Annotated in this window: 5 protein-coding genes and 1 pseudogene; 5 read left to right on the top strand and 1 reads right to left on the bottom strand. The window is 69.7% G+C overall.

Annotated features, from left to right (window positions below):
* Both RWP81_RS12490 and RWP81_RS12485 read left to right on the top strand, forming a co-directional pair.
* A pseudogene (locus RWP81_RS12490) lies at nucleotides 1-1,275 on the top strand (MinD/ParA family protein); the annotation flags it as partial.
* The gene (locus RWP81_RS12485; protein WP_314456560.1) at nucleotides 1,272-1,763 is read left to right on the top strand and encodes a peptide deformylase; all 492 of its coding nucleotides are present in this window, start codon (nucleotides 1,272-1,274) and stop codon (nucleotides 1,761-1,763) included. The pseudogene RWP81_RS12490 and the gene RWP81_RS12485, both read left to right, overlap by 4 nt.
* 296 nt (nucleotides 1,764-2,059) lie before the next feature.
* On the opposite strand, the gene RWP81_RS12480 is transcribed toward RWP81_RS12485, so the two are convergent.
* Nucleotides 2,060-3,886, bottom strand: coding sequence for an AMP-dependent synthetase/ligase (locus RWP81_RS12480; RefSeq protein WP_314456558.1), 1,827 nt, complete (start codon nucleotides 3,884-3,886; stop codon nucleotides 2,060-2,062).
* A 155-nt stretch (nucleotides 3,887-4,041) separates the two neighbouring features.
* Between RWP81_RS12480 and RWP81_RS12475 the strand changes: the two genes are divergently transcribed.
* The 3 genes from RWP81_RS12475 to RWP81_RS12465 are packed head-to-tail and all read left to right on the top strand — an operon-like array spanning nucleotide 4,042 to nucleotide 7,040.
* Nucleotides 4,042-4,977 (top strand): ROK family glucokinase, encoded by a 936-nt coding sequence (locus tag RWP81_RS12475; RefSeq protein ID WP_055957527.1) that lies wholly within the window; start codon nucleotides 4,042-4,044, stop codon nucleotides 4,975-4,977.
* A gap of 2 nt (nucleotides 4,978-4,979) precedes the next feature.
* Nucleotides 4,980-5,693, top strand: a complete 714-nt coding sequence (locus RWP81_RS12470) for a lysophospholipid acyltransferase family protein (RefSeq protein ID WP_314456555.1) — start codon at nucleotides 4,980-4,982, stop codon at nucleotides 5,691-5,693.
* Nucleotides 5,694-5,702: 9 nt separating this feature from the next.
* The gene (locus RWP81_RS12465; protein ID WP_243222654.1) at nucleotides 5,703-7,040 is read left to right on the top strand and encodes a class II 3-deoxy-7-phosphoheptulonate synthase; all 1,338 of its coding nucleotides are present in this window, start codon (nucleotides 5,703-5,705) and stop codon (nucleotides 7,038-7,040) included.
* Nucleotides 7,041-7,287 lie beyond the last annotated feature (247 nt).

Raw genomic sequence — 7,287 nt, 5'->3', positions numbered from 1 at the left:
GGCCCGGTATCCAGCCCCGCGGCAGCGACTCCCGCGACCGATGACGCTCCCGCGTCGGTGACCGCTCCTGCGACCGGCCCCGTTGCGGCCGCATCCGAGGAGGCACCGACGACAGGGCCCGTGCCCGCCACCCGTGCCGAGCGTGCGGCGACGGGGGCGATCGGTACTCTTCCGCTGACGCGCCGAGGCGCGCACCAGGCCGATGATGCCGCACGCGCCGCCGACGAGGCCGCGCGTGTCGACCGCGCGCACGCGATGGAACGCGTCCGCACGCCCGTGTCCGAGGTCACGCTGACGTCGAAGCGCATCGGCGAGATCGACGATGCCCGAGAGAGCTCCGACCTGCTCACCGCAGACCGTCTGCTCGACCCTCGCCAGATCTCGAAGCCCGAGCCCGAGGGGCTGTGGCAGCAGCTCGTGTATTCGGTCTCCGGACACCGCATCAACCTCGGCGACGGGCGCCGTGCCCGTGATCGCAAAGACCTCGATCAGCGCATCGCCGCGCCCCTGACCGGTGGCGCGCGCTTCGTGCCGGTGCTTTCGCGCAAGGGCGGCGTGGGCAAGACCACCGTCACGTCGCTGCTGGGAATGGCCCTCGCCGATGCCCGCGACGACCGCATCATCGCCGTCGACGCCAACCCCGACCGCGGCACGCTCGCCGACCGGGTGGGTCGGCCGAACGGCCGCACCGTGCGCGATCTCGTGCGCTCCCACGACGAGGTCGCGGGCTACCACGACGTCTCCTCGATCGTGGCCCGCGACGCCACGCGCCTCGACGTGCTGGCATCCGATGCCGATCCGCGGGTGTCGGAGGCATTCAGCGACGATGACTACCGACGCGTCGCCGATGTGGCCGCGCACTACTACTCGATCGTGCTGACCGACACCGGTACGGGCATCGTGCACTCGGTGATGGGGGCGACCCTCGAACTCGCCCACACCGTCGTGATCGTCGCGGGGCTCTCCGTCGACGAGGCCCGTCTCGCGTCCGAGACCCTCACCTGGCTCGAGACCAACGGGTACGCGGCGCGAGTGCGCGATGCCGTCGTGGTCCTGAACAATTCGCGGCCGGGCACCCCTCTCGTACGCGAGAGCGAACTCGAGGCGCACTTCCGCTCGCGGGTGCGCACCGTCATCCGGATGCCGTACGACGCGCGCATCGCCGCGGGTAGCGCCATCACCTTCCGCGACCTGCAGCCCTCGACTCGGCAGGCGGCGCGCGAGCTCGCCGCGGCCGTGGTCGAGGGACTGCGATCCCCGGCGGCCGCCGCATGACCGTGCGTCCGATCCGCCTGTTCGGCGACCCGGTTCTGCGCGCCGTCAGCGCGCCCATCGATCAGATCGACGACGGTGTCCGTGCCCTCGTGCAGGACCTCATCGACACCGTCGAGCTGCCCGGTCGGGCCGGCGTGGCCGCCCCGCAGATCGGGGTGGGCCTCCGGGCCTTCAGCTACAACATCGACGGCGACGTCGGCTATGTGCTGAACCCCGTGCTCGTCGAGACGCGCGGCGAGCCGGAGACCGTGGGGGAGGGATGCCTCTCGGTCCCGGGTCTTTGGCACGATGCCATCCGCTACCCGTGGGCGAAGGTCGTGGGCGTCGACCTCGACGGTGCGGAGGTCGTGCTCGAGGGCGAGGGGTTGCTGGCGCAGGCCCTGCAACATGAAACCGACCACCTCGACGGGATGCTCTACCTCTCGCGCCTGCCCGCCGACACGCGTCGTGAGGCGATGCGCCAGGTGCGCGAGAGCGACTGGTTCTGACGTCCGCGAGCCGCGGCATCGGCGCGCACGGCGTCGGCCTGCGTACTTCAGCGATGTGCGCAGGGTGAGTGCGATCGGCCCGCCGGTAGCTGAGGTGAGGTGGATCGTGGAGGTTGTACCGGGTGCGCGTGGTCTCCCTGCGACGGCGTCGGCCTGCATGACTTCAGCGATGTGCGCAGGGTGAGTGCGATCCGCCCGCCGGCGACTGACGGTGGGCGAATCGCGGAGGTCGTGCGCGGGCGGCAACGGGAAACGGCCCGGCTCCTCAGGGGGCCGGGCCGTTCTCGTCGTATGCGTCAGGGCAGCGACACGTTGGTCGTGTTCACCGGCACGGCGTAGAGGTCCTCGATGGCGTCGGCGTAATCCGACACGATGACGTTGCGCTTGATGCTCATCTTGGGCGTCAGGTGTCCGCTGGCCTCGGTCCACTCGGTTGGGAGGATCGTGAACTTGCGGATCGACTCCGCACGCGACACGCGGGTGTTGGCTCGGTCGATGGCCCCCTGCACCTCGGCGCGTACCTTGTCGTTCTCGGCCGCGTCGGCGAGCGACATGTCGGATGCAAGGCCGTTGTTGGCGAGCCACGTCGGCAGCATCTCGGAGTCGAGGGTCACCAGCGCCGCGATGAAGGGCTTGTGGTCGCCCACTACGACGACCTGTCCGACGATCGGGTTGGCGCGGATCGGATCCTCGAGAGCTGCGGGGGCGACGTTCTTGCCGCCGGCGGTGACGATGATCTCCTTCTTACGGCCCGTGATCGTGAGGAACCCGTCGTTGTCGAACGCTCCGATGTCGCCGGTCTTGAACCACTCGCCGTCGAACGCCTCGGCCGTGGCCTCGGGGTTCTGCCAGTATTCGCGGAAGACGTTGATGCCGCGTACCTGGATCTCGCCGTCGTCGGCGAGCCGCACGCCGACGCCCGGCAGCACGGGGCCGACGGTGCCGATCTTGGACTTGGTGGCCAGGTTCACCGTGGCGGGTGCGGTGGTCTCGGTGAGGCCGTACCCCTCGAGGATGACGACGCCGAGGCTCCGGAAGAAGTGACCCAGACGCGGGCCGAGCGGGGCGGATCCCGACACCGCGTAGACGACGCGGCCACCCATGGCATCCCGGAGCTTGGAGTAGACGAGCTTGTCGAAGAGAGCGAACTTGAGCTTGAGTCCGAGCGGGATCTTCTTGCCGTCCTGCAGGCGCTGCGAGTGCTCGATCGCGGCGTCCGCGGCCGCGCGGAAGATCTTGCCCTTGCCGCCCGCCTCGGCCTTCTGCTCGGCGGAGTTGTACACCTTCTCGAACACGCGCGGAACGGCGAGGAGGAACGTCGGCTGGAACGAGCCGAGCGCGGGAAGGAGCTGCTTCGTGTCGGGCTGGTGGCCCGTCTTCACCCCGGCGTGCACGTTCAACAGCGAGATGAACCGCGCGAACACGTGAGCCGTCGTGATGAAGAGCAGCGTGGAAGCCCCCTGCGTCTCGACGACCTCGTGCAACGCCTTCGCCGAGTTGCGCGCCAGCTCGACGAAGTTGCTGTGCACCAGTACGCAGCCCTTGGGACGCCCGGTCGAGCCCGAGGTGTAGATGAGGGTGGCCACGTCCGACGCCTTCGCGAGGTGACGGCGCCGCTCGATCTCTTCGTCGGTGATGTGCGTACCCCCCGCCACGAGCCTGTCGAGGTCGCCCGCGTGCATGGCCCACACCTCGCGCACGAGGGGGACGTCGCTGCGCACCTCGTCGAGCCGCTCGGCATGGTCGGCCGACTCGAGCACGACGGCGATGGCGCCCGAATCCGCAAGGATCCACGAGATCTGCGCGGGGGAGCTCGTCTCGTACACCGGCACCATCACGGCCCCGGCGTAGAACAGCGCGAAGTCCACGAGCGTCCAGTCGTACGTCGTGCGCGCGATGAAGGCGACTTTCTCTCCCGGCTGCACTCCCGCGGCGACGAATCCCTTCGCCAGGACGATCACCTGACGCTCGAATTCGGCAGCGGTCACGTCACGCCAGCCGTCGGCATCGGGGACGGCGAACAGGGGACGGTCGGGGGTCGCCCGAACACGGTCGGCCAGCAGGTCGGACGCGTTGGCATCCGGGTCTGCGGGGACGATGAGGGGGAGGTCGAACTGAATCACGGTAACTCCTTCGGCACCGGAAAGAACGTCGAGCGGTGCGTCGAGTCTATCCGCACGGTTTCCGGCCACACCGGGATGCGGTGTCCCGCGCCGCGCACGCGGCATGGCTAGACTTCACCGGGCCGAGCCGCTCGGTCGGCCCGGAAGGGAGCACGGTGCAGAACGTCGGCATCGACATCGGGGGCACGAAGATCGCGGGAGGCGTCGTCGACGACGACGGCACCATCATCGAGAAGCTCCGCGTCGACACCCCCATCGACCCCGCCGCCCTCGTGGATGCCGTGGTCGACATGGCCGACCACCTGCGCCGCGCGCACGACATCCACGCGATCGGTGTCGCGGCGGCCGGCTTCATCAGCCTCGACCGCAGCACCGTCATCTACGCCCCCAACATCGACTGGCGCGACGAACCGTTGCGCGCCCGCCTCGAGCAACGCCTCGACGCACCCGTCACGATCGAGAACGACGCCAACGCCGCAGGCTGGGGCGAGTACCGCTTCGGGGCCGGTCAGGGCGTTCACGACATGGTCATGCTCACCATGGGCACCGGTGTCGGCGGTGCCGTCGTCAGCGCGGGTGAACTCTTCCGCGGCGGCCACGGCATCGGCGGCGAGCTCGGCCACATGCGCTTCGTGCGCGGCGGGCACCCCTGCGGGTGCGGGCAGAACGGATGCCTGGAGCAGTACGCCTCGGGTCGCGCCCTGCAGCGCGAGGCGAACGCGATCGCCGACGAGGGTGGAATCGGGGCGGCCCTGGCCGCGATCCGCGAAGAGAAGGGCGCCATCCCCGGGCCCGCCGTCTCACGGCTCGTGCTCGCCGGCGACCCGGGCGCGGTCGAGGCCCTCCGCCGCGTCGCCACCGCGCTCGGCGAGGCGTGCGGCGGCTTCCAGGCCGTGCTCGATCCCGAGTTGTTCGTCATCGGCGGCGGCGTCGCGCAGCTGGGCGCCGATCTGCTCGCCCCGGTGAAGCTCGCGTACGAGACGTCGCTCCCGGGGTACGGTGAACGTCCGGTCGCGGAGTTCGCCATCGCTCGTCTGGGCAACGACGCCGGCCTCATCGGGGTCGCCGACCTCGCCGGTAAGGAGCGCTGACGATGTTCTACTGGCTGATGAAGTACGTGGTCATCGGGCCCGTCATCAAGGCGATCTTCCGCCCGTGGATGGTGGGGCGGCGAAACATCCCGACCGAGGGGGCGGCGATCCTCGCCAGCAACCACCTGTCGTTCTCGGACTCGATCTTCCTGCCGCTCATGATCGATCGCCGTATGGCGTTCCTCGCCAAGAGCGACTACTTCACCGGCAAGGGCATCAAGGGCTGGGCCACGCGGATGTTCTTCACCGCGACGGGCCAGCTGCCCATCGATCGATCCGGCGGCAAGGCGTCGGAGGCCTCGCTCAACACGGGCCTCGGCGTGCTCGGTCGCGGCGAACTGCTCGGCATCTATCCCGAGGGCACCCGCAGCCCCGACGGCACGCTCTACCGAGGCCGCACGGGAATCGCCCGCATGGCGCTCGAGGCGCGCGTGCCGGTCGTACCGGTCGTCATGGTCGACACCGGTGCCGTGATGCCGATCGGTCAGCGCCTGCCCCGTGTGGGACGGGTCGGAATTGTCATCGGCGAGCCGCTGGACTTCTCGCGGTTCGAGGGCATGGAGGGCGACCGCTACGTGCTGCGTTCGGTCACCGACGAGATCATGGTGGCACTCCAGCGGCTCGGAGAGCAGCGTTACGAAGACGTCTACGCCTCGACCGTGAAGGACCGTCTGGCCACCGCGCAGGCGGCGAAGGCGCCCGCGTCCCGCCACTAGACTTCAGGAGTGAATCAGCAGCTCCACGACCTCGACCACTGGCGATCCCTGCCCATCAAGCAGCAGCCCCAGTGGTATGACGAGGGCGCGGTGGCCGCGGCATCCGCGGAGCTGGCGACCCTCCCGCCGCTGGTCTTCGCCGGCGAGGTCGACAACCTCCGCGACCGTCTCGCGCGCGCCGCCGCAGGTCAGGCGTTCCTCCTGCAGGGCGGTGACTGCGCCGAGACGTTCGCCGGAGCGACCGCCGAGCAGATCCGCAACCGCATCAAGACGGTGCTCCAGATGGCGGTCGTGCTCACCTACGGCGCCTCGATGCCCGTGGTGAAGATGGGCCGCATGGCCGGCCAGTTCGCCAAGCCGCGCTCGAGCGACGTCGAGACGCGCGGCGACGTGACGCTCCCCGCCTACCGCGGCGACATCGTCAACGGCTACGACTTCACCGAGGCGTCGCGCCGGGCCGATCCTGCGCGACTGCTCAAGGGCTACCACACGGCCGCCTCGACCCTGAACCTCATTCGCGCCTTCACGCAGGGCGGGTTCGCCGACCTCCGCGAGGTCCACAGCTGGAACAAGGGCTTCGCGAGCACCCCGGCCAATCAGGCCTACGAGGCGATGGCGACCGAGATCGACCGGGCCATCAAGTTCATGGAGGCTGCCGGGGCGAACTTCGACGAGCTGACGCGCGTGGAGTTCTACACCGGCCACGAGGGTCTGCTCATGGACTACGAGCGCCCCATGACGCGTATCGACTCGCGCACGGGTCTCGCCTACAACACCTCGTCGCACTTCCAGTGGATCGGCGAGCGCACGCGCGAACTCGACGGCGCGCACGTCGACTACTTCTCGAAGATCCGAAACCCCATCGGCGTCAAGCTGGGCCCCACGACCACGCCCGAGACGGCGCTCGCGCTCATCGACAAGCTCGACCCCGAGCGGGAGCCGGGCCGGCTGACGTTCATCACGCGCATGGGCGCCGGCAAGATCCGCGACGCACTGCCGCCGCTGCTCGAGGCCGTCCGTGACTCGGGAGCTGTGCCCCTGTGGGTCACCGACCCGATGCACGGGAACGGGATCACCACCCCCACCGGCTACAAGACGCGTCGCTTCGACGACGTCGTCGACGAGGTGCGCGGGTTCTTCGAGGCCCACCGATCGGTGGGCACGCACCCCGGCGGCATCCACGTCGAGCTCACCGGCGATGACGTGACCGAGTGCCTGGGCGGTTCGGAGCAGATCGACGAGGCCACCCTCGCGACCCGCTACGAGAGCCTCTGCGATCCCCGCCTGAACCACCGTCAGAGCCTCGAGCTGGCGTTCCTCGTGGCCGAGGAGCTCGAGAAGCGCTGACCGGCCCCGTTGTCAGGCCGACGCCCCCGATCCGCTGTGGTCGGGGGCGTCGCCGTTCGTGCGGGTGCCGGTCCCTTCGACGGGCTCAGGGACCCTCGACGGGCTCAGGGATCTTGGTGGGGTGGGCCGTGGCGGTCGCTTCGACGGGCTCAGCGACCTTCGACGGGCTCAGCGAAGTTCGACCGGCGCAGGGACCACGGTGCGCGCGCGGACGCGATCCGTGGCGGTGCGTTTCGAAGCCACCACC

This window comes from uncultured Microbacterium sp. (assembly GCF_963521695.1).
Classification (GTDB): domain Bacteria; phylum Actinomycetota; class Actinomycetes; order Actinomycetales; family Microbacteriaceae; genus Microbacterium.
This window is presented reverse-complemented; position numbering and strand designations above follow the sequence as displayed.

What these genes read in the sequence shown, in the direction of transcription:
- RWP81_RS12470 (WP_314456555.1), top strand. Translation starts at nt 4,980, where the DNA reads ATGTTCTACTGGCTGATGAAGTACGTGGTCATCGGGCCCGTCATCAAG.
- RWP81_RS12485 (WP_314456560.1), top strand. Translation starts at nt 1,272, where the DNA reads ATGACCGTGCGTCCGATCCGCCTGTTCGGCGACCCGGTTCTGCGCGCC.